Origin of the sequence: Pseudomonas sp. NFACC13-1 (assembly GCF_900104425.1) — a bacterium.
Classification (GTDB): Bacteria; Pseudomonadota; Gammaproteobacteria; order Pseudomonadales; family Pseudomonadaceae; genus Aquipseudomonas; species Aquipseudomonas fluorescens_AA.
Window position 1 is genome coordinate 79,474 of record NZ_FMXV01000007.1, and the last position, 17,496, is coordinate 96,969.

The following is a 17,496-nucleotide window of genomic DNA, read 5'->3' on the forward strand; positions in this document are numbered from 1 at the left end:
CCCGCGATACAAACATCTCGGTGCATCTGGTGGACCGAGACGATGCAATCGCGGGCAAGCCTTGCTCCCACAGATTGGCTCCCATGGATCTGCTCTGGCAGAGAGGAATGGCAACAGGACCCAGCGGAGGTTTTGTAGTAATCATGGACCTGTTTCGAAGCGCCCCGATTGCCCAGCCACTGGCGGCCCGCCTGCGCGCGACCAACCTGGACGAGTACGTCGGCCAGGAACATGTGCTCGCTCGCGGCAAGCCTCTGCGCGAGGCCCTGGAGCAGGGCGCCCTGCACTCGATGATCTTCTGGGGCCCGCCGGGCGTGGGCAAGACCACCCTGGCGCGGCTGCTGGCGGAAGTCTCGGACGCTCACTTCGAAACGGTGTCGGCGGTGCTGGCCGGGGTCAAGGAGATCCGCCAGGCGGTGGAAGTGGCCAAGCAGCAGGCTGGGCAGTACGGCAAGCGCACGATCCTGTTCGTCGACGAAGTGCACCGGTTCAACAAGTCCCAGCAGGACGCATTCCTGCCCTACGTCGAAGACGGCACGCTGATCTTCATCGGTGCCACCACCGAAAACCCTTCGTTCGAACTCAACAACGCCTTGCTCTCGCGGGCACGGGTCTATGTACTCAAGAGCCTCGACGAGACGGCGATGCGCAAGCTGGTGCATCGGGCGCTGACCGAGGAGCGCGGCTTGGGCAGGCGGCATTTGAGCCTCAGCGATGAAGGCTTCCAGATCCTGTTTTCAGCCGCCGATGGCGACGGCCGGCGCTTGCTCAACCTGCTGGAAAACGCCTCGGACCTGGCCGAAGACGACAGCGAGATTGGCGTCGAGCTGCTGCAAAGCCTGCTGGGCGATACCCGGCGCCGCTTCGACAAGGGCGGCGAGGCGTTCTACGACCAGATTTCGGCGCTGCACAAATCCATTCGCGGTTCCAACCCCGACGCGGCCCTGTACTGGTTTGCGCGCATGATCGACGGCGGTTGCGATCCGCTGTACCTGGCGCGGCGCGTCGTGCGCATGGCCAGCGAAGACATCGGCAATGCCGATCCCCGGGCCCTGAGCCTGTGCCTGGCGGCATGGGACGTGCAGGAGCGCCTCGGCAGCCCGGAAGGTGAACTCGCCGTGGCCCAGGCCATCACGTACCTGGCCTGTGCGCCGAAGAGCAACGCCGTGTACATGGGCTTCAAGGCGGCGATGCGCAGCGCTACCGAGCACGGCTCCCTCGAAGTGCCGCTGCACCTGCGCAACGCGCCGACCAAGCTCATGAAGCAGCTGGGCTATGGCGAAGAATACCGTTATGCCCATGACGAGCCGGACGCCTATGCCGCTGGCGAAGATTATTTCCCCGATGAACTCGAACCCCAGCGCTTCTACCAGCCGGTGCCCCGGGGCCTTGAACTGAAGATCGGCGAGAAGCTCAACCACCTGGCACAACTGGACCGCCTGAGTCCACGACAGCGGAGAAAACCTTGATCCCCCTGATACTCGCCGTTTCCGCTGGCGGTGTCGCTGGCACGTTGTTGCGTTTCGCCACGGGCAACTGGATCAACGCAAATTGGCCCCGGCACTTCTATACCGCGACGCTGGCCGTTAATATCGTGGGCTGTCTGCTGATCGGCGTTCTATACGGTCTGTTTTTGATTCGCCCGGAAGTGCCCATCGAGGTGCGGGCCGGGCTGATGGTTGGCTTTCTCGGCGGCCTGACGACTTTTTCATCCTTTTCACTGGATACGGTGCGCCTGCTGGAAAGCGGGCAGGTGCCGCTGGCCCTGGGCTATGCGGCCATCAGCGTATTCGGCGGGCTGCTCGCCACCTGGGCTGGCCTGTCCTTGACCAAACTTTGATAACGAGAGACCGACATGCTCGATTCCAAACTGTTACGTAGCAACCTCCAGGACGTAGCGGACCGCCTGGCTTCCCGTGGCTTTGCCCTGGACGTCGCGCGCATCGAAGCGCTGGAAGAACAGCGCAAGACCGTCCAGACCCGCACCGAAGCCCTGCAGGCTGAACGTAACGCGCGCTCCAAGTCCATCGGCCAGGCCAAACAGCGTGGCGAAGACATCGCACCGCTGATGGCCGATGTCGAGCGCATGGCGGGCGAATTGAGCGCGGGCAAGGTCGAGCTGGACGCGATCCAGACCGAGTTGGATTCGATCCTGCTGGGCATCCCGAACCTGCCTCACGAATCGGTACCGGTGGGTGAAGACGAAGACGGCAACGTCGAAGTGCGCCGCTGGGGCACGCCGACAACCTTCGATTTCCCGGTGCAGGACCACGTGGCCCTGGGCGAGAAGTTCGGCTGGCTCGACTTCGAAACCGCCGCCAAGCTGTCGGGCGCCCGTTTTGCCCTGTTGCGCGGGCCGATCGCGCGCCTGCATCGGGCCCTGGCGCAGTTCATGATCAACCTGCATGTCACCGAACACGGCTACGAAGAAGCCTACACCCCGTACCTGGTCCAGGCCCCGGCCTTGCAAGGCACCGGTCAGTTGCCGAAGTTCGAGGAGGACCTGTTCAAGATCAGCCGCGATGGCGAGGCCGACCTGTACCTGATCCCGACCGCCGAAGTGTCGCTGACCAACATCGTGGCCGGCGAGATCGTCGACGCCAAGCAACTGCCGATCAAATTCGTCGCCCACACGCCGTGCTTCCGCAGTGAAGCCGGGGCGTCGGGCCGTGATACCCGCGGCATGATCCGCCAGCACCAGTTCGACAAGGTCGAGATGGTCCAGATTGTCGAACCGTCGAAATCCATGGAAGCGCTGGAAAGCCTGACCGCCAACGCCGAGAAGGTCCTGCAGTTGCTGGAACTGCCGTATCGCACCCTGGCGCTGTGCACCGGCGACATGGGCTTCAGCGCGGTCAAGACCTACGACCTGGAAGTCTGGATTCCGAGCCAGGACAAATACCGCGAGATTTCGTCGTGCTCCAACTGCGGCGACTTCCAGGCCCGCCGCATGCAGGCGCGTTTCCGCAACCCGGAAACCGGCAAGCCGGAACTGGTCCACACCCTCAATGGCTCCGGCCTGGCGGTGGGGCGTACCCTGGTGGCGGTGCTGGAGAACTACCAGCAGGCCGACGGTTCGATCCGTGTGCCCGAGGTGTTGAAACCCTACATGGGTGGTATCGAGGTCATCGGCTAAATGGACTATTTGCCACTGTTCCACAACCTGCGCGGCAGCCGCGTGCTGGTGGTCGGCGGCGGGGAGATTGCCTTGCGCAAGTCCCGCCTGCTGGCCGATGCCGGCGCGTTGCTGCGGGTGGTCGCCCCCGACATCGAACCACAGTTGCGGGATCTGGTCAGTGGCAGCGGCGGCGAGTGTGTCCAGCGCGGTTACCTTGAGTCGGATCTGGACGGTTGCGGGCTGATCATTGCCGCCACCGACGACGAACCGCTCAATGCCCAGGTCTCGGCCGACGCCCACAAGCGTTGCGTGCCGGTCAACGTGGTGGACGCGCCGGCCCTGTGCAGCGTGATCTTCCCGGCAATCGTCGACCGCTCGCCCTTGGTGATCGCGGTGTCCAGTGGTGGCGACGCGCCGGTGTTGGCGCGGCTGATCCGGGCCAAGCTGGAAACCTGGATTCCCTCGACCTATGGGCAGTTGGCTGGGCTGGCGGCGCGTTTTCGCAATCAGGTCAAGCAACTGTTTCCCGATGTCCAGCAGCGCCGGGCGTTCTGGGAAGAGGTGTTCCAAGGCCCTATCGCCGACCGCCAACTGGCCGGGCAGGGCGGCGAAGCCGAGCGCTTGCTACGGGAAAAGATCGACGGCCAGGCGCCGAACGCGCCGGGCGAAGTCTATCTGGTGGGGGCCGGGCCGGGTGATCCGGACCTGCTGACCTTCCGCGCCTTGCGCTTGATGCAGCAGGCGGACGTGGTGCTGTACGACCGCCTGGTGGCGCCGGCAATCCTCGAACTGTGCCGACGCGACGCCGAGCGCATCTACGTCGGCAAGCGCCGCGCCGACCACGCCGTACCCCAGGACCAGATCAACCAGCAATTGGTCGACCTGGCTCGCCAGGGCAAGCGCGTGGTGCGGTTGAAGGGCGGCGATCCGTTCATCTTCGGCCGTGGTGGCGAGGAGATCGAAGAGCTGGCGGCCCATGGCATCCCGTTCCAGGTCGTCCCGGGCATCACCGCCGCCAGTGGTTGCGCGGCCTACGCCGGGATCCCGCTGACCCATCGCGACTACGCCCAATCGGTGCGTTTCATCACCGGCCATCTCAAGGACGGCACCAGCGACTTGCCGTGGGCCGACCTGGTGTCGCCAGCGCAGACGCTGGTGTTCTACATGGGTTTGGTCGGCCTGCCGATGATCTGCGACGAGCTGATCAAGCACGGTCGCGCGGCGAATACGCCGGCGGCATTGATCCAGCAGGGCACCACGTCGAACCAGCGGGTCTTTACCGGTACTTTGGCGGACTTGCCACGGCTGGTGGCCGAGCATGAGGTGCATGCGCCGACGCTGGTGATCGTTGGGGAAGTGGTGCAGTTACGCGAGAAACTGGCCTGGTTTGAAGGGGCTCAGGGGCAGGTCTAGAGACCGCGTCGCCCCGATCACGAGCAAGCTCGCTCCCACAGGGACCTTTGGCGTACTGAAGATCCAGTGTGGGAGCGAGCTTGCTCGCGATGCGGGCGGCCCACTCAACATGACCTCTGCTGACCCACCGCTATCGTGAGCAAGCTCGGCTCCCACAGGGGATTTTTGGCGCACTGCAGATCCAATGTGGGAGCTGAGCTTGCTCGCGATGAGGCCCTCAGCTACAACGGATTTTCCGGATCAATCCTCAGTCTGCCGCCAGATCCCTTTCCCACTCAATTTTTCCCGATCATGGGCGACCGTAAAGTCCTGCTTCGGCCCCTTGGGCACGATCCCGTTAGGGTTGATGGTCTTGTGGCTGCCGTAGTAATGGCCCTGGATATGGGTGAAGTCCACGGTTTCGGCAATGCCCGGCCACTGGTACAGCTCCCGCAGCCAGTTCGACAGGTTCGGATAATCGGCGATGCGCCGCAGGTTGCATTTGAAGTGACCGAAATACACCGCGTCGAAACGGATGATCGTGGTGAACAGGCGGATATCCGCCTCGGTCAGGTATTCGCCAGCCAAGTAGCGTTTGGTCGCAAGCAAGGTCTCCAGCCGGTCCAGTTCGGCGAATAAACCGTCGAACGCTTCTTCGTAGGCCGCTTGGGTGGTGGCGAACCCGGCGCGATACACACCGTTGTTGACCGCCGGGTAGATCCGCTCGTTCAAGGCATCGATATCGCGGCGCAGGTGCTCGGGATACAGGTCCAGGTCGTTGCCGGTCAAACCATCGAAGGCACTGTTGAACATGCGGATGATTTCCGCCGATTCGTTGTTGACGATGCGCTGCTGGCGTTTGTCCCACAGCACTGGCACGGTGACGCGGCCGGTGTAGTCCGGCGTGTCGGCGGTGTAGCGCTGATGCAGGAATTGCAGAGGGCCGAGTTTGTCGCCTGTGGAGCCGTGGGCCTTGTCGAAGGTCCAGCCGTTTTCCAGCATCAGGTAGCTGACCACCGAGACATCGATCAGGTCTTCCAGGCCTTTGAGCTTGCGGAAAATCAGCGTGCGGTGGGCCCAGGGGCAGGCCAGGGAGACATACAAATGGTAGCGTCCGGCCTCGGCGGCAAAGCCGCTCTCGCCCGAGGGGCCGGCGCTGCCATCGGCGGTCACCCAATGACGGCGCTGCGCCTGTTCGCGCTGGAAGGTGCCGTCCTTGCTTTCATACCACTGGTCCTGCCAGCGGCCCTCGACCAACAAACCCATCTGGATATCCTCGCTCAATGATCATTGGAGACGAGTCTATTCCCATAGGTTCGAACTAAAAGCGCAAAGGTTGGGCGTTAATGATCGGTTAAATCGAACGATCCCGCGCGTCCCAATACTGCCGGGCTTTATCGAACGCTTCTTCGCGAGCCAGGCCCAGGCCGCGCAAGGCCAGTGCCATGGTGGCGATCAGCGCCAGTTGCGGGTAGCTGTCCTCGACGTCACCGCGCCAGATCGCCTTCAAATGCTCGGGGTCGAGGCTCTCCGGCTTGACATGGCGCTGCTCGGCCAGGCGCGGCCATTCTTCGTCCCAACTGGCGCCGCCGGTGGTGCCATACAGGTGGCTGTCGGCGTCCGGGTTGATCTCGACTTCGCCGCCGTCGCCCTTGATCACGATGGCGGTGTCACCGAGCAAGCCGCTGGCATCGCGGTGCACGGCCTGGTAGCCCGGGTGGAAGATACTTTGCAAGCCGCAACGGGCGGCCAGTGGGTTGAGAATCCGGGCCAGGGAATGGATCGGCGAGCGCAGGCCCAGGGTGTTGCGCAGGTCGATCATCCGCTGCATTTGCGGCGCCCAGTCCACCAGCGGCATGAAGGCCAGGCCGCCGTTGTCCAGCGCGCTGCCGACCTGTTGCCAATCCCGGCACAGCGGGATCTGCAGCAAGCCCAGCAATTGTTCGGTGTAGAGGCGACCGGCCGTGTGAGCGCCGCCGCCGTGCATGAAAATCCGCACGCCGTTCTGCCCCAGGCACTTGGCCGCCAGCAGGTACCACGGCAAATGGCGCTTCTTGCCGGCGTAGGTCGGCCAGTCGAGGTCCACCGTCAACGCCGGGGCCACCAAGCGTTCACGCAGGGCTTCGGTGAAGCCGGCCATTTCCTCGGCGCTTTCCTCCTTGTGCCGCAGCAGCATCAGGAAGGCGCCCAGTTGGGTGTCCTCGACCTTTTCATCGAGCACCATGCCCATGGCCTCGCGGGCTTCTTCGCGGGTCAGGTTGCGGGCGCCGCGCTTGCCTTTGCCAAGGATGCGCACGAACTGGGCGAACGGGTGTTCGGCCGGGGTCTCAAGGGTCAGTGCAGGAAAATCGGTCATAAGCAATTCGTCGGTTTGGGCAGGCCCGCCAGCTTGGCGGCGAGTTTGGCGGGAGTGCCTTTGAACAATCGGTTCAGGTGCAGGCTGTTGCCTTTGTCCGCCCCCAGTTTCAGCGCCGTGTACTTGATCAGCGGCCGGGTCGCGGGGGAGAGCTGGAATTCGTCGTAGAAACCCCGTAGCAGTTCAAGGATTTCCCAGTGTTCGGGGCTCAACTCGATGTCTTCGGCGCTGGCCAGGGCCGTGGCGACTTCGGCCGACCAGTCGTCCAGGTCGGTCAGGTAGCCATCCTTGTCCAGCGCGATGGCGCGGTCGCCCACGTTCAGCGTGTTCATAACCAGGTGTTGACCTTGTCGTGCTCGATCGATAGCTCGACGAAGCCTGAGTAGTTGATGGCTTCGGCCCAGTCTGGTGTGTCCAGGGCGCGGGCCTGGAGGTCTTCGGCGAGCACGAACAGCTTCACGCCGGCGGCCTGCAGCCGTTCGAACGGTGGGCTGCCCGGTTGCAACGCGTACGTCGCGTCGCCGCACAGCAGCAGCGCATCCTGATTGCCCAGCACGCGCAGGCAACTGGCGAGGCGGTTATCGCCGAAGGGCGAATGAGACAACACATGCAAAGTCGACATCAGAGGGTGATCACCTGGTCGTAACGGTCGATGAGCGCGGCGATGTCCGGCGCACTCAGTACTTTCACCTCGCCCAGCGCCAGGGCAGTGCTGGCGATGCCGCGTTCGGCGGCGCTGTCGGCGCAGAGGAACAGGTCTTCGACGCCGAACATCGGCAATGCCTGCAGGTTGGCGCTCAGGTCTTTCTGCTGGACCGCCTTGGCGTTTTGGCCGGCGGTGAGCTGGAACACGCCGTCATCGAGAAACAGCAGGCCGATGGGCAGGTCGAACGCACCGCCGGCCAGGACGATGTCCAGGGCTTCACGGGCGCCGGGGCCGGACCAGGGGGCCTGGCGGCTGATCAGCAATAAAGACTTGGCCATCACGCGCCTCCAAAACAGATCAAGCGGTCGGCGTCCTGGATCGCATCGTGCAACTGGCCGAGCCCGGACAAGGCCCAGGGCGCTTCGACACTGGCCGCCGCACGCTGGTAACGCTGGGCTTCTTCCTCGTTCAACACGCCACGACGCAACGCCGCGGCGATGCAGACCACGCCGTCGAGCCGGTTGTCGCTGACGAATGCGCGCCACTGCTGGGGCAGGTCCTGTTCGTCCTGGGGCGTGACGACACTGGCGCAGGCGTTATAGACGCCGTCCTGATAGAAAAACAGCCGCACGATCTCATGTCCACCCGCCAGCGCCGCCTGGGCAAACAGCAAGGCACGGCGCGAGGAGGGCGCATGGGCGGCGGAAAACAGCGCGATGGCGAACTTCATGACAGACCCGATCAGCAAAACTGCGGCCATGATAAAGCTTTATGGGCGGTGGGGCGATTGTCAGGAAAGGGGGCTAGACCTGTTTGTATCAGGGGGATTCAAAGATTGCTCCTGCTCGATTGCATGGTAGGAGCTGCCGAGCGAAGCGAGGCTGCGATCTTTTCGAATTCAATTGAGTCTCAAGCGAAAGATCAAAAGATCGCAGCCTCGCTTCGCTCGGCAGCTCCTACGGGCCCAGCGGGAGCAAGCTCCTCGCCACAGGGGTCAGGGCTTGGCCTTCAGGCCATGCAACTGGCAATACTCCGCCCACGCCATCCCCGCCATCTCCGCCACTTCCTTATGCACCTCCAGGCGCTGGGCCTGGTACGCCTCGGGCGAGGTGGCGGTCAGTTGCAAAGTCAGTTCCCAGGCAAACAGGCCCAGGCGCTCGGCCTCGGCTTCGAACGCTTCGTGCAAGCGCTCGTCGCGGTACTGCGCGGCGGTCTCGCCCTTGGCCTGGGCCAGCAGCGGGTTGAGGTGGTCCAGTTCGTGGCGCAGTTCGGGGTGCTCGTCGAGGAACTTCGCCAGGGCCCGTTCGTGTTGCTGTTCGGTTGCCGCCATGGTCACTCCTTGGGAGACGAAGACTGCTTCTTGCTGGCCTTGGCCGCAGCCGCCAGGCATTCGAGGGCGAATTGTTCGGTGTAGGTCATCTGGATCGGCGTGGTTTCGCCCTTGACGGTGCGTTCGCCGTCGAGGATGTAGCGAATCCGCTTGTCGGTGACGCCGATTCGCTTGGCGATCCACGAAGGTGTCTGGCCGATCTGGCTGATCAGTTTGTCGGCATATTCCGGGGTGGGTTTGTAGAACTCGGCGTTGGGGGTCATGGGTGTTCCGCGTGGCTGGTGGCGATGGCGCGACAGATTGCGTGAATCGGTGCTCGCTGTCGCGGGTAAATTTCAGTAAAGCAGCACGATGGCTCGGGCCGCAGTGCTACAGTCCGTTTTTTTTCGATGAGTGAACGCAATGCGAATGTTGACGGTGGCCCTGGCCGCCACTTTGCTGGTCGGCTGCGCGGGTTCGGCGATGAACGAGGCGCGGACCCAGGCCCCTTACAAGACCCTGACCTCGGACAAGCCGGAACAGGTCGTGGCCCAGTGCGTGCAGTTTTCCTGGCAGGACGAAGCGGTATTCGGTGTCGATGCCGGCGCCTACCTGCAACCGGGTAAGAAAGGCGGCTCTACGGTCTACACCCGCTCCGCCGAATCGTTTGTCGATCTGCACGCCGGTGCGACGGGCACCGAGTTGAGTTATTACGCCAAGCATGACGACTTCGTGGCCAAGCGCCGGTTGGCGGCGTTGGCGACTTGCTTGTAAGCAGCTGGCACTAACGCCCCGGATCATAAGTGGGAGCGAGCTTGCTCGCGATAGCGGCGGGTCAGACGACAGAAATGTTGACTGTTAAATGGCTATCGCGAGCAAGCTCGCTCCCACAGGGGCTGCGTTTCAAGCCGTGTCCAGGCGCTTCTGGAAGAAGAAGCGCTGGTGGCCCGGCGGGTAGTCGTCGATCTGGCCGCACTCGGTGAAACCGTGTCTGCGGTAGAACGCCGGGGCCTGGAAGTCGAAGGTGTCCAGCCAGATGCCCACGCAGTTTTTCTCCCGGGCCAGTGCTTCGGCCATCTGCATCAGGGTCGAGCCGGTGCCCTGGCCCCGGGCCTGTTCCGGCACCACCAGCAGCTCGATATACAGCCAGCGAAAGAACACTCGGCCGTAGAGCCCACCGACAATTTCGCCCTGTTCGTCCCGCACCAGCCAGGCCACCAGTTCAGGTGCACTGCCACCGGTCTTGGCGGTGTTGAAGGCGCGTAGCGGGGCGAGGATGGCTTGGCGTTCTTCGTCGGTGGGCGTGTCCGTGCGTTCGATTCGTAGCGTCATCGGCGATGTCCCTATTCAGTCAAGATCAAGCGCAGGAGCCTATCCCAAAGGCTGGCGTGACGTCATCCGGTCGGCGGGGAAACAGGCGCATTACGCAAACCAAGCCATACTGCCTAATGCTTTTGAAGCGATCCCTATCCCAAAAAACAAGAAGAGACCGACTCATGAAGTTCGAATCCTTGGCCCGGACCCTCATCGCCACGTCATTGACCCTCGGTTGTTTATCGGCGTACGCCGCTTCCCAGGCGCCGGTGGCGGCCGAGAACGGCATGGTGGTCACCGCCCAGCACCTGGCGACCCATGTTGGCGTCGACGTGCTCAAGAACGGTGGCAATGCCGTGGATGCGGCGGTGGCGGTGGGCTATGCCCTGGCGGTGGTGTATCCGGCGGCGGGCAACCTGGGCGGGGGTGGTTTCATGACCCTGCAATTGGCCGACGGTCGCAAAACGTTCCTGGATTTCCGCGAAAAGGCCCCCCTGGCCGCCACCGCCAACATGTACCTGGACAAGGACGGCAACGTCGTGCCCGAACTCAGCACCCGCGGCCACCTGGCGGTCGGCGTGCCCGGCACCGTGTCCGGCATGGAGCTGGCGTTGAGCAAGTACGGCAGCAAACCGCGGGCGGAATTGATCGCCCCGGCCATCAAGTTCGCCGAGGAAGGCTTCGCCCTGGAGCAGGGAGATGTCGATCTGCTGGAAACCGCCACCGATGTGTTCAAGAAGGACATGCGCGACTCCGGGGCGATTTTCCTGCACAACGGCGAGCCCATGCAGGTCGGCCAGAAGCTGGTGCAAAAGGATCTCGCCAAGACCCTGCGGGAAATCTCCGCCAAGGGCGCCGACGGTTTCTACAAGGGCTGGGTCGCCGATGCCCTGGTCACCTCCAGCCAGGCCAACAAAGGCATCATCACCCAGGCCGACCTGGACAAGTACAAGACCCGCGAGCTCGCCCCGGTGGAGTGCGACTACCGTGGCTACCACATCATCTCGGCGCCGCCGCCCAGTTCCGGCGGGGTGGTGCTGTGCCAGATCATGAACATCCTCGACGGCTATCCGATGAAGGAGTTGGGGTTCCATTCGGCCCAGGGCATGCACTATCAGATCGAAGCCATGCGCCACGCCTACGTGGACCGCAACAGCTACCTGGGTGATCCGGACTTCGTGAAGAACCCCATCGACCATCTGCTGGACAAGACCTACGCCGCCAGGCTGCGGGCCGCGATCGAGCCGCAAAAAGCCGGCGACTCGCAGAAAATCAAGCCTGGCGTGGCGCCCCATGAGGGCAGCAACACCACCCATTACTCCATCGTCGACAAGTGGGGCAATGCCGTTTCGGTCACCTACACCTTGAACGACTGGTTCGGCGCGGGCGTCATGGCGAGCAAGACCGGGGTGATCCTCAACGATGAGATGGACGACTTCACCGCCAAGGTCGGCGTGCCCAACATGTATGGCCTGGTTCAGGGCGAGGCCAACGCCATCGCGCCGGGCAAGGCACCGCTGTCATCCATGAGCCCGACCATCGTCACCAAGGATGGCAAGACGGTCATGGTGGTGGGCACCCCGGGCGGCAGCCGGATCATCACCGCGACGTTGCTGACCATCCTCAACGTGATCGACTACGGCATGAACCTCCAGGAGGCGGTCGATGCGCCGCGTTTCCACCAGCAATGGATGCCGGAGGAAACCAACCTGGAGACGTTCGCGGCCAGCCCCGATACCCAGAAGCTGCTGGAGAGCTGGGGGCACAAGTTTGCCGGCCCGCAGGACCCCAATCACATTGCCGCGATCCTGGTCGGCGCGCCGTCATTGGGCGGCAAGCCGGTGGGCAAGAACCGCTTCTATGGCGCCAACGACCCCCGTCGCAACACCGGGTTGTCGCTGGGTTATTGATGGGTTGCGCGGCTGCGACACTGTTTGAAGAGGGAAGGTCATGAACAGCGCATTGCTGATTATCGATGTCCAGAACGCGCTGTGCAGCGGTGAAGAGGAATGCTTCGACAGCCAGCGCATCATCCGGACCATCAGCGACCTCGGTGCCAGGGCCAGGGCTGCCGGCCGGACGGTGATCCTGATCCAGCATGAAGAGCTGGAAGGGGCGCTGACCCATGGCGCCGCCGGCTGGCAACTGGCCGTCGGCCTGTCGACCGCGGCGGATGACCTGCGGGTGCGCAAGACCACCGCCGATGCTTTCTACCAGACCGACCTGCAACCGTTGTTGCAGGCCCGAGGCATCGACCGCCTGGTGATCTGCGGGCTGCAAACCGACTATTGCATCAATGCCACCGTGCGCCAGGCCCATGCCCTGGGGTACGACGTGGTCCTGGTGGCCGATGCCCACTCCACCGTGGACAACGGCAGCATGGCGGCCGAGCAGATCATCGCCAACCACAACAACCGGCTGGGGCGACTGAGCAGTGCGGTGTCGCGGATTGATGTAATGCCGGCTGCTGAAATCCGCCTGTAGCCTGTTCAATTCGCCGTTTCAGCCACAGGCACCTTGGCGTGCTCAACCTTGCGATAGGTCAGCAGCACGATGCCGGTCACCACAATCGCGCCGCCCATCACCTGGCCCGGGTTGAGCATCTGGTCCAGCACCAGCCAGCCGATCAGCAGTGTCGCCAGCGGTTCGATGTTCATCACCGGAGCGTTGCGCGGCATGTCCAGGCGGGGCACGGAAATGAACAGCACGATGAACCCGGTGCCATAGAGCACCACCAGGGTCGCCAGGGCGAGCCAGCCGGTACTGCTGGCTGGCAGATCGAAACCGCCGGGCAGGGCACCGGTCAGGCCGGCGAGGTTGACGCTGCTGAACACGATGAAAATCGTCAACAGGCTGCGTACCGAACCGCGTACCTGGGACAACTTGTGGTCGGTGATCCACAGCGCGCAGGCGAACACGCAGGCGGCGCAGAAGGCCAGGCCCACCCCGAGCAACCATTGCGGGCCGACGTCCTGTGCGGAGGATAAGCGTGCCGGCACTTCCAGCACGAACACCAGCCCCACCAGGATCATGCCCATCAACGCGGCGGTGCGCGCCGTCGGGCGTGGCCCGCCCAGCGCCCAGGTCAGCAACGCCAGCAGGATCGGAAACACGTTGCCCACCAACAGCGCCAACGCCACTGGCACGCGCGCCACGGCGGAGTAAAGGCACAGGCTCTGGGCGCCGATCAACAACCCCAGGGCCAACTGCCAACGCCACGCACCGGGCGGCAGGCGCAGACGCTGGCGTTGCCAGAGCACCATCGCCGCCAATACCAGCAGCGTCCCACCCGAGCGCAGCAGGATCGCCAGCAGCACACCGGCTCCGTCGTCGAAGGCGGCCCGGGCAGCGACGTGGTTGCCGGCGAAGGCACAGCCCATGCACAGCAGGACGAGCACCGCGAGATGGCGGGGTAACGGCGCCGGGGTATCAGGTGTGGCAGTGGAACGGGTCATGGCAGGTGTCTCGAAGGCGGCCGCCAAGGCCAAAGGCCTCGGAGCGGTTATTTTTAGTTATAGGTTGTCGTACAACTAGAGGCTTTTTACCCCATGGGGTGGTAACAGACAAGGCCCACTCAAGAGACCGTCGGAAAACCTGTGGCGAGGGAGCTTGCTCCCGCTGGGCTGCGTAGCAGCCCTTTTTTATGAGCGCTTCGCACCCAAGCGGGAGCACGCTCCCTCGCCACAGCGTATGCCTCGCACATTGTCCGGCGCTTTGCTGTACAACAATCTTGCCGCTGTGTCGTTTACAGCCTTGCCCTCCTTGCGGAACAACTCATGCGCCTGGCTGATTTCATTCTCGACAATATCGAGCCGATTCTTCAGGCGTGGGAAGACTTCGCCAAAACCATCACCCCCGCGTCCATTGGCATGGATTCCATTGCCCTGCGCGACCATGCCGAACAGATGTTGCGCACCATCGCCGCCGACCTGCGTACCTCGCAAACGCGCAAGGAGGCGATTGCCAAATCCCATGGGGAGGCGCCAGCGACCGATGTCGAAACCGCCGCCGAAACCCATGCGGTCATCCGCCAGTCTTCGGGTTTTACCGTGGAGCAAATGGTCTCCGAATACCGGGCCCTGCGCACCAGCGTGCTTATGCTCTGGATGCCGCACACGCAGTTGGACCACAAGCAAGTCATGGACGATCTGATTCGATTCAACGAAGCCGTGGACCAGGCCTTGGCCGAGTCTGTCGTCAGCTACTCCGGGGCGGTGGATGCGTCGCGCAACATCTTTCTCGGGATTCTCGGGCACGACCTGCGCAGCCCCTTGGGTGCGATCCTGCTGAGTTCCGAAGTGCTGCTGCGGGCGGTGGACCTGCCCGCCAAAGCCACCAAGATCACTTCGCGCATCTACACCAGCGTCAAGCGGGCCAACAAAATCGTCGGCGATCTGCTGGATTTCACCCGTACCCAACTCGGCTCCGGCATTCCGGTGCGACGCTTCAACGGCGATCTGGTGGCGGCCTGCGAAGGCATGGTGGAGGAGGCGCGGGCCTATCACCCGGAAAGCGAAATTATCTTTGAAGCGACCGGTGCCCTGGAGGGGCTGTTCGATCAGGCCCGAATGGAGCAGGTCTTCGCCAACCTGATTGGCAACGCCGTGCAGCATGGCACCGAAGGCACGCCAATTACCGTTTCGATGAGCGCTGAAGAGGATGTGGCAGCGATCGCGATCAACAACCAGGGCAAGCCCATCGAGAAAGATGCCATGGCCAGCATTTTCAACCCGATGATCCGGCATCTGCGCAGCGGGGAGATGCAGTACGGTTCCACGGCCGGGCTCGGGCTGGGCCTGCACATCGCCTCGGCGATCGTATCGGCCCATGAGGGCACCATCGAGGTTCACTCGAAGGCGCGAGTCGGCACGACCTTTACAGTGCGTATACCGCTGCACCCGGACTGATCGACTGTATGAATGAGCCTTTTCATATACTTGTACGATGTCTTATCACGGAGTAAAACTGTCGTCCCGTCCAATAATAATTAACGGAGACGCACGATGGATGTTTCGCAATCTGCAACCGCCGCCGATCAGGGCCGCCGAGTGTTCCTGAAAAAATCCCTGGTGGTCTCGGCCGCCGCCGCCACCCTTGGCAACCTGCCCGGGCTCGCCCAGGCCGAGCCCTTGAGCCAGCGTTACCCAGACCCGCTGATCAACATTCTTGACCCCAGCTTCATGGACTTGCGCATCTTCAACGCCAGCGTGGAGAAGCTCGCCACCGGCCTGCGTTGGGCAGAAGGGCCCGTGTGGGTCGGTGACGGGCGTTACCTGCTGGTCAGTGACATTCCCAACAACCGCATCGTGCGCTGGGATGAAATCACCGGCGGGCTGTCGGTGTACCGAGAAAATGCCAATTTCTCCAACGGCATGTGCCGCGATCGCCAGGGGCGGCTGCTGGTGTGCGAAGGCTCCACCACCTCCAGCGAAGGCCGGCGCATCACCCGCACCGAACACAACGGCACCCTCACCGTGCTGGCGGACAGTTTCGAGGGCAAGCCTTTCAACTCGCCCAACGACATCGTCTGCAAGCGGGACGGTTCGGTCTGGTTCACCGACCCACCGTTCCAGACCGGCAACAACTACGAGGGGCACAAAGTCACGCCCGTCCAGCCCCACGCGGTGTACCGCATCGACGGCGAAACCGGCAAGGTCAGCCGGGTGATCGACGACCTGGCGGGGCCGAACGGGTTGTGTTTTTCCCCGGACGAAAAAATCCTCTATGTGGTCGAAGGCCGGGCCAAGCCCAACCGCTTGATCTGGGCCATTACCGTCAAGGACGACGGCACCCTGGGCGAGCGGCGCAAGCACATCGAAGGCCTGGATTACGCGGCGATCGATGGGATCAAGTGCGATGAAAGCGGCAACCTCTGGTGCGGCTGGGGCGGCAATGGCGACCCCAAGGCCGACCTGGAAAAACTCGACGGCGTAAGGGTGTTCAACCCCGAAGGCAAGGCCATCGGGCACATCTCCCTGCCGGAGCGTTGCCCCAACGTCTGCTTCGGCGGCCGGGAAGGCAATCGGTTGTTCATGGCCGGCAGCCACTCGTTGTATTCGCTGTTCGTGAATACGCGGGGGGCGACGTTTGCCTGATGCAACAACTGATCTTCAGCCTGTTGACCATTGTGGCGAGGGGATTTATCCCCGCTGGGCTGCGAAGCAGCCCTGAGCTCAGTCAACCTCATGAGCCTGATGCACGAGATGCCAGGCTTTAGGGCCGCTTCGCGGCCAGCGGGGATAAATCCCCTCGCCACAGGTTCCTTGTCATGCCAAAGGGGCTGTACTGCCCCGCACCGTCAACTCAAACGGCAACACCACATGCCGTTCGGCAATCGGCTTTTTCTCGATCAGGGCAATCAGCATCTGCACCGCTTTTTGCCCAAACATCTCGGCAGGCTGCGAAATGGTCGTCAGGGGCGGGTCGCAGTAGGCGGCGAACGGGATGTCGTCAAAGCCCACCAGGGAAATGTCCTCGGGCACTCGCAAGCCCATTCGCTTGATGCGCCTGAGCGCGCCGATGGCCATTTCGTCGTTTTCACAGAACAGCGCACTGGGGCGATCGGCCAACGCCAGCATCGCGCCGGCACCGTCGTCACCGGCCTTCAAGGTGAAGTCGCCATGGCAGATCAGGCTGGGGTCGACGGCGATGCCGGCCTGGTGCAGGGCATCCTGGTAGCCGGCCACGCGGTCCAGGGTCAGGGGGCTGCTGCGTGGTCCCTTGATGATGCCGATGCGGCGATGGCCGAGGCCGATCAGGTGCTCGGTCATGGCCTGGGCGGCGGCGCGGTTGTCGAGACTGATGGTCGGGTAGGGGGCGTTCTTGACCACTTCGCAGGCGTTGACCAGCGGCAGGCTGTCGGCGCCAGTGGGCATCGATTCGAACGGATCGCTGGCACGCAACTGGATCACCCCGTCGGCCTGGTGGGCGTAGACCAGGGCGGCGAATTCCCGCTCGATCTGCGCCCGACCCTGGGTGTCGCACAACAGCAATCGATAACCCGCCGCCTGCGCCGCCTGTTGCGCGCCACTGATGACCCGGGCGAAAAACGTGTTGGCGATGGCCGGCACCAGGATCACCAGGTTGCCGGTCCGGCGGGAGCGAAACTGCACCGCCATCAGGTTGGGCCGATAGCCGGCCTGTTCCACTGCCGCGTTGACCTTGTCCCGTGTTTCGGGGAGTACCCGCTCGGGCGATTTCAGGGTTCTGGACACCGTGGCCACCGAAACACCCGCCAGCCGGGCCACCTCACGAATGTTGGACAAAATCACCTCGGGAACAGGGGGTACGGTGGGGAGCTTACCGCAGGTTGAGCGCCTCACAAATATTCCAGGGTGACCCTGTGGGTTTGACACGCGGGG

20 protein-coding genes are annotated in these 17,496 nt (G+C 63.3%); 9 read left to right on the forward strand and 11 right to left on the reverse strand.

Going from position 1 to position 17,496, the window contains the following annotated elements:
• Positions 1 to 143 precede the first annotated feature (143 nt).
• Genes BLQ55_RS11720 through cysG form a run of 4 tightly spaced genes read left to right on the forward strand, consistent with a single transcriptional unit; the run spans position 144 to position 4,531 of the window.
• Positions 144 to 1,469, forward strand: a complete 1,326-nt coding sequence (locus tag BLQ55_RS11720) for a replication-associated recombination protein A (RefSeq protein WP_092196940.1) — start codon at positions 144 to 146, stop codon at positions 1,467 to 1,469.
• Positions 1,466 to 1,840 (forward strand): fluoride efflux transporter CrcB, encoded by a 375-nt coding sequence (gene crcB / locus BLQ55_RS11725; RefSeq protein WP_018608522.1) that lies wholly within the window; start codon positions 1,466 to 1,468, stop codon positions 1,838 to 1,840. The genes BLQ55_RS11720 and crcB overlap by 4 nt, the downstream gene beginning before the upstream one ends.
• 15 nt (positions 1,841 to 1,855) lie before the next feature.
• Entirely contained in the window at positions 1,856 to 3,136 is a 1,281-nt protein-coding gene (gene serS / locus BLQ55_RS11730) for a serine--tRNA ligase (protein ID WP_025213005.1), read from the forward strand.
• Positions 3,137 to 4,531, forward strand: coding sequence for a siroheme synthase CysG (gene cysG, locus BLQ55_RS11735; RefSeq protein WP_092196937.1), 1,395 nt, complete (start codon positions 3,137 to 3,139; stop codon positions 4,529 to 4,531). It begins immediately after the preceding gene.
• Between the two features lie 240 nt (positions 4,532 to 4,771).
• Here the strand turns inward: cysG and BLQ55_RS11740 are convergent, their stop codons facing one another.
• From BLQ55_RS11740 to BLQ55_RS11775, 8 genes are all read right to left on the reverse strand, one after another.
• On the reverse strand, positions 4,772 to 5,776 hold the full coding sequence (locus tag BLQ55_RS11740; RefSeq protein ID WP_092253931.1) for a glutathione S-transferase family protein: 1,005 nt from the start codon (positions 5,774 to 5,776) through the stop codon (positions 4,772 to 4,774).
• Positions 5,777 to 5,864: 88 nt separating this feature from the next.
• Entirely contained in the window at positions 5,865 to 6,866 is a 1,002-nt protein-coding gene (locus BLQ55_RS11745) for a glycosyl transferase family protein (RefSeq protein ID WP_092253933.1), read from the reverse strand.
• Positions 6,863 to 7,198 (reverse strand): TusE/DsrC/DsvC family sulfur relay protein, encoded by a 336-nt coding sequence (locus BLQ55_RS11750; protein WP_092253935.1) that lies wholly within the window; start codon positions 7,196 to 7,198, stop codon positions 6,863 to 6,865. Before BLQ55_RS11750 ends, BLQ55_RS11745 begins: the two co-directional genes overlap by 4 nt.
• The gene (gene tusB / locus BLQ55_RS11755) at positions 7,195 to 7,488 is read right to left on the reverse strand and encodes a sulfurtransferase complex subunit TusB (protein WP_092196930.1); all 294 of its coding nucleotides are present in this window, start codon (positions 7,486 to 7,488) and stop codon (positions 7,195 to 7,197) included. Before tusB ends, BLQ55_RS11750 begins: the two co-directional genes overlap by 4 nt.
• Entirely contained in the window at positions 7,488 to 7,850 is a 363-nt protein-coding gene (tusC, locus tag BLQ55_RS11760; protein ID WP_092253937.1) for a sulfurtransferase complex subunit TusC, read from the reverse strand. The genes tusB and tusC overlap by 1 nt, the downstream gene beginning before the upstream one ends.
• Positions 7,850 to 8,242 (reverse strand): sulfurtransferase complex subunit TusD, encoded by a 393-nt coding sequence (tusD, locus tag BLQ55_RS11765; RefSeq protein WP_060743167.1) that lies wholly within the window; start codon positions 8,240 to 8,242, stop codon positions 7,850 to 7,852. Before tusD ends, tusC begins: the two co-directional genes overlap by 1 nt.
• Positions 8,243 to 8,506: 264 nt before the next feature.
• Positions 8,507 to 8,842, reverse strand: a complete 336-nt coding sequence (locus BLQ55_RS11770) for a DUF6388 family protein (RefSeq protein WP_092196925.1) — start codon at positions 8,840 to 8,842, stop codon at positions 8,507 to 8,509.
• A gap of 2 nt (positions 8,843 to 8,844) precedes the next feature.
• A complete protein-coding gene (locus BLQ55_RS11775) occupies positions 8,845 to 9,105 on the reverse strand; it encodes a hypothetical protein (RefSeq protein WP_060741573.1) in 261 nt (86 codons plus the stop codon).
• Between the two features lie 139 nt (positions 9,106 to 9,244).
• Between BLQ55_RS11775 and BLQ55_RS11780 the strand changes: the two genes are divergently transcribed.
• Positions 9,245 to 9,595 carry a hypothetical protein gene (locus tag BLQ55_RS11780; protein WP_060741574.1) on the forward strand — a complete coding sequence of 117 codons (351 nt, stop codon included), beginning with the start codon at positions 9,245 to 9,247 and terminating at the stop codon, positions 9,593 to 9,595.
• Positions 9,596 to 9,724: 129 nt separating this feature from the next.
• Here the strand turns inward: BLQ55_RS11780 and BLQ55_RS11785 are convergent, their stop codons facing one another.
• Positions 9,725 to 10,153 carry a GNAT family N-acetyltransferase gene (locus BLQ55_RS11785; RefSeq protein ID WP_092196919.1) on the reverse strand — a complete coding sequence of 143 codons (429 nt, stop codon included), beginning with the start codon at positions 10,151 to 10,153 and terminating at the stop codon, positions 9,725 to 9,727.
• 164 nt (positions 10,154 to 10,317) lie between these two features.
• Here BLQ55_RS11785 and ggt point away from each other — a divergent pair, with 164 nt between their 5' ends.
• Together ggt and BLQ55_RS11795 are read left to right on the forward strand one after the other, a co-directional pair.
• Positions 10,318 to 12,045 (forward strand): gamma-glutamyltransferase, encoded by a 1,728-nt coding sequence (gene ggt / locus BLQ55_RS11790; protein WP_092196916.1) that lies wholly within the window; start codon positions 10,318 to 10,320, stop codon positions 12,043 to 12,045.
• Positions 12,046 to 12,085: 40 nt separating this feature from the next.
• Entirely contained in the window at positions 12,086 to 12,619 is a 534-nt protein-coding gene (locus BLQ55_RS11795; protein ID WP_092253939.1) for a cysteine hydrolase family protein, read from the forward strand.
• A 5-nt stretch (positions 12,620 to 12,624) separates the two neighbouring features.
• On the opposite strand, the gene BLQ55_RS11800 is transcribed toward BLQ55_RS11795, so the two are convergent.
• Complete coding sequence (locus tag BLQ55_RS11800; protein ID WP_092253941.1) at positions 12,625 to 13,590, reverse strand: EamA family transporter; 966 nt, start codon at positions 13,588 to 13,590, stop codon at positions 12,625 to 12,627.
• Positions 13,591 to 13,911: 321 nt separating this feature from the next.
• Here BLQ55_RS11800 and BLQ55_RS11805 point away from each other — a divergent pair, with 321 nt between their 5' ends.
• Both BLQ55_RS11805 and BLQ55_RS11810 read left to right on the forward strand, forming a co-directional pair.
• A complete protein-coding gene (locus tag BLQ55_RS11805; protein ID WP_092253943.1) occupies positions 13,912 to 15,042 on the forward strand; it encodes a sensor histidine kinase in 1,131 nt (376 codons plus the stop codon).
• Positions 15,043 to 15,138: 96 nt separating this feature from the next.
• Positions 15,139 to 16,230, forward strand: coding sequence for an SMP-30/gluconolactonase/LRE family protein (locus BLQ55_RS11810; protein WP_092253945.1), 1,092 nt, complete (start codon positions 15,139 to 15,141; stop codon positions 16,228 to 16,230).
• 171 nt (positions 16,231 to 16,401) lie between these two features.
• Here BLQ55_RS11810 and BLQ55_RS11815 read toward each other — a convergent pair whose 3' ends face one another.
• Positions 16,402 to 17,400 carry a LacI family DNA-binding transcriptional regulator gene (locus BLQ55_RS11815; RefSeq protein WP_092253947.1) on the reverse strand — a complete coding sequence of 333 codons (999 nt, stop codon included), beginning with the start codon at positions 17,398 to 17,400 and terminating at the stop codon, positions 16,402 to 16,404.
• Between the last annotated feature and the right edge of the window lie 96 nt (positions 17,401 to 17,496).

What these genes read in the sequence shown, in the direction of transcription:
- BLQ55_RS11740 (WP_092253931.1), bottom strand. Translation starts at nt 5,776, where the DNA reads ATGGGTTTGTTGGTCGAGGGCCGCTGGCAGGACCAGTGGTATGAAAGC.
- BLQ55_RS11770 (WP_092196925.1), bottom strand. Translation starts at nt 8,842, where the DNA reads ATGGCGGCAACCGAACAGCAACACGAACGGGCCCTGGCGAAGTTCCTC.
- tusB (WP_092196930.1), bottom strand. Translation starts at nt 7,488, where the DNA reads ATGTCGACTTTGCATGTGTTGTCTCATTCGCCCTTCGGCGATAACCGC.
- BLQ55_RS11785 (WP_092196919.1), bottom strand. Translation starts at nt 10,153, where the DNA reads ATGACGCTACGAATCGAACGCACGGACACGCCCACCGACGAAGAACGC.
- serS (WP_025213005.1), top strand. Translation starts at nt 1,856, where the DNA reads ATGCTCGATTCCAAACTGTTACGTAGCAACCTCCAGGACGTAGCGGAC.
- cysG (WP_092196937.1), top strand. Translation starts at nt 3,137, where the DNA reads ATGGACTATTTGCCACTGTTCCACAACCTGCGCGGCAGCCGCGTGCTG.
- BLQ55_RS11750 (WP_092253935.1), bottom strand. Translation starts at nt 7,198, where the DNA reads ATGAACACGCTGAACGTGGGCGACCGCGCCATCGCGCTGGACAAGGAT.
- BLQ55_RS11795 (WP_092253939.1), top strand. Translation starts at nt 12,086, where the DNA reads ATGAACAGCGCATTGCTGATTATCGATGTCCAGAACGCGCTGTGCAGC.
- BLQ55_RS11800 (WP_092253941.1), bottom strand. Translation starts at nt 13,590, where the DNA reads ATGACCCGTTCCACTGCCACACCTGATACCCCGGCGCCGTTACCCCGC.
- tusC (WP_092253937.1), bottom strand. Translation starts at nt 7,850, where the DNA reads ATGGCCAAGTCTTTATTGCTGATCAGCCGCCAGGCCCCCTGGTCCGGC.
- ggt (WP_092196916.1), top strand. Translation starts at nt 10,318, where the DNA reads ATGAAGTTCGAATCCTTGGCCCGGACCCTCATCGCCACGTCATTGACC.
- BLQ55_RS11810 (WP_092253945.1), top strand. Translation starts at nt 15,139, where the DNA reads ATGGATGTTTCGCAATCTGCAACCGCCGCCGATCAGGGCCGCCGAGTG.
- BLQ55_RS11720 (WP_092196940.1), top strand. Translation starts at nt 144, where the DNA reads ATGGACCTGTTTCGAAGCGCCCCGATTGCCCAGCCACTGGCGGCCCGC.
- BLQ55_RS11780 (WP_060741574.1), top strand. Translation starts at nt 9,245, where the DNA reads ATGCGAATGTTGACGGTGGCCCTGGCCGCCACTTTGCTGGTCGGCTGC.
- BLQ55_RS11745 (WP_092253933.1), bottom strand. Translation starts at nt 6,866, where the DNA reads ATGACCGATTTTCCTGCACTGACCCTTGAGACCCCGGCCGAACACCCG.
- BLQ55_RS11805 (WP_092253943.1), top strand. Translation starts at nt 13,912, where the DNA reads ATGCGCCTGGCTGATTTCATTCTCGACAATATCGAGCCGATTCTTCAG.
- tusD (WP_060743167.1), bottom strand. Translation starts at nt 8,242, where the DNA reads ATGAAGTTCGCCATCGCGCTGTTTTCCGCCGCCCATGCGCCCTCCTCG.
- BLQ55_RS11775 (WP_060741573.1), bottom strand. Translation starts at nt 9,105, where the DNA reads ATGACCCCCAACGCCGAGTTCTACAAACCCACCCCGGAATATGCCGAC.